Genomic DNA, 2,288 nt, shown 5'->3' on the forward strand with positions numbered 1-2,288 from the left:
TTTGCGTCATCGCAACTTTTTGCTGTTTGATGCTCAGATGATGAATTCTCACCTAGAACGGTTTGGTGCCTGTACGGTAAATGAGCAAGAGTATATTCTGCTGTTACAGCAGGCAATAGCACAAACCTGTTCCTTTGATGAACTTATCTAACTTAGCTAGGGATTACTTGCTCCACACCGCCAAACCTCCTCCCCGGCCTCTAGCAGCAATGCAACGGTTTTCCACTAAAAAGTAGGTGAAGAATGCTTGTTCTTTCAAGGGTTGCTCATAGAACCTAGTTTCCCGGTCTTGTCCACCTTTAATGTAACCTTGATAAACTTTTAGAGCAGATAACGATATCCTGATTTGAGTAAAGTCGAAAGCTAAGATATTGGTCTTAGGGTAAAACTGGGTAGGACCGGTGAGAACTATCTGAAGCGGTCCGAGTTGAACAGCATTTTGAACTGTTCCTTGGTCTTGAGAAGACTCTGATGGGGAGTAGGATAGGTAAATTTTGATCCACTTTGGTAGAAATCGTCCACTACCCAAGATCACCCCTGCTCGTTGGCGCGATCGCTTTGTGCCAGTAATAAACCCTAGTCGCCAAGTCCCGATCAGTTGTGAATAGCCATGGCTGACTTTGGTTCGTTTAGCTGTTGTCTCTGCCTGAAGTAGTGCCTCGACTACAGCTTCAGAGGTGGGGCGTGTCACCGATGGGCTTGTTAAAAACTCAATCGCTTGGTCTAGAGCTTTATCCATTGCTAGCAAATGCGTTAGTGAAGTGTGGCGCTACTGGGTCAATCCCATGTCTTTAGAATCTATTCCTTAGAATGTATTCCTGTCTGATTGGCGATCGCTAAAAGTATATCCTAAGGAAGCAGTGACTTAACATAATTGTCTTGAATGGTCAAGTTGAGTTTCCTCAAGGTTTTACGAGAGCGGTTCAACCTTTCCCGGTTAGCCATTAAGTATTCCCGAGTAACCATAGGTTTTTGGATCGCAATGGTTGTGGCTGGGCTTTTGGCGTTCAGTTCCCTTAAGTATGCCCTATTCCCAGATATTACGTTTCCGGTGGTGGTGGTCAATGCTCAAGTGCCATTGGGGACTGCCGTGGAAACGGAGCAGAAACTGACTCAACCGATTGAGGAAAGGCTTTTGCCTTTGGCAGGACTCGATCAGATGGTTTCCTCAACCTACCCTGGTCGAACAGTGGTTACCCTCTATTTCGATGTCGGAACCGATCTCAACTCTTCTTCAATGGAGGTTGAAAAGACACTGTGGCAAATTGCTATTCCTGAAGGTGCAACCTTTGAGGTCATTCCCTTCAATTTGAACGAATCCTCTGCAGTTAGCTACACCATCAAGAGTGATACTAAAGACCTGAAGGAATTAGCGGATATTGCTAAGACTAGTATTTTACCAGAGATTGCTCAACTTCCAGGAGTTCTGAAAGTCAATTTGTTGGGAGGGGGGGAAACTACCTTTACGGCTCTCAATTCTGGCTCGGAGTTGACCAAACAAGCACCAGAAATTATTAAGGAGGAACAGCAGCGAGATAGTCCCGAATCTCCCATGCCCATTACCCCGACTCGGATTCGCTTCAATGGACAGGAAGCTTTGGCTTTTCAGGTGATCAAAGGGGGTGATGCTAACACCTTAGATGTGGTTAGTCGGGTAGAGGAAGCAGTGCAAAGACTACAAGGTAGTTTGCCAGGGGTGCAGTTAGTCTTAGCAGTGACTCAAGCTAACTATATCCGGGAAGCGACTCAATCTACTATTGATGGTTTATTACTGGCAATTGTTCTGGCAGTGTTGGTAATTTTTACTTTCTTGCGCAACTGGCGTGCCACTCTAATTACTGCCTTGGCAATTCCAATTTCCCTGCTCGGAACCGCTATCGTGATGGCGATCTATGGGTTCAATCTCGAAACCATTACTCTACTAGCTTTGGCTCTGGTAATTGGGATTATCATTGATGATGCGATTGTAGAAGTCGAGAACATTTCTCGGCACCTGGAGGCTGGGGAGTCTCCTCGACAAGCTGCTCTTGCTGCTACTAATGAAATTGGTCTGACGGTTTCTGCTTCTACTTTGACCATTGTGGCGGTATTTCTACCGGTTGGTTTAATGGGTGGTAACTTAGGACAGTTCTTTAAACCTTTTGGTCTGACGGTTTCCGCAGCAGTTCTTACCTCTTTGTTGGTTGCTCGAACCTTGTGCCCAGTTCTTGCGGTTTATTGGCTTAAACCTAGGCAGGGGAAAAGGGAACAGGGAACAGGGAATAGGGAACAGCAATGCAGCGCGGTCA

At 45.9% G+C, this 2,288-nt stretch carries 2 protein-coding genes and 1 pseudogene; 2 read left to right on the forward strand and 1 reads right to left on the reverse strand.

Annotation, left to right across the window (positions count from 1 at the left end):
- Positions 1 to 151 (forward strand): annotated as a pseudogene (locus F6K20_RS41020) (leucyl/phenylalanyl-tRNA--protein transferase); the annotation flags it as partial.
- Positions 152 to 163: 12 nt separating this feature from the next.
- Here the strand turns inward: F6K20_RS41020 and F6K20_RS34800 are convergent.
- Positions 164 to 739 (reverse strand): hypothetical protein, encoded by a 576-nt coding sequence (locus F6K20_RS34800; RefSeq protein ID WP_287297846.1) that lies wholly within the window; start codon positions 737 to 739, stop codon positions 164 to 166.
- 144 nt (positions 740 to 883) lie between these two features.
- Here F6K20_RS34800 and F6K20_RS34805 point away from each other — a divergent pair.
- Positions 884 to 2,288 (forward strand): efflux RND transporter permease subunit (locus F6K20_RS34805; protein WP_287297848.1); only part of this gene is annotated, 1,405 nt, incomplete at its 3' end.

The organism is Moorena sp. SIO2C4, from assembly GCF_010672485.1.
GTDB classification, from domain to species: Bacteria; Cyanobacteriota; Cyanobacteriia; order Cyanobacteriales; family Coleofasciculaceae; genus Moorena; species Moorena producens.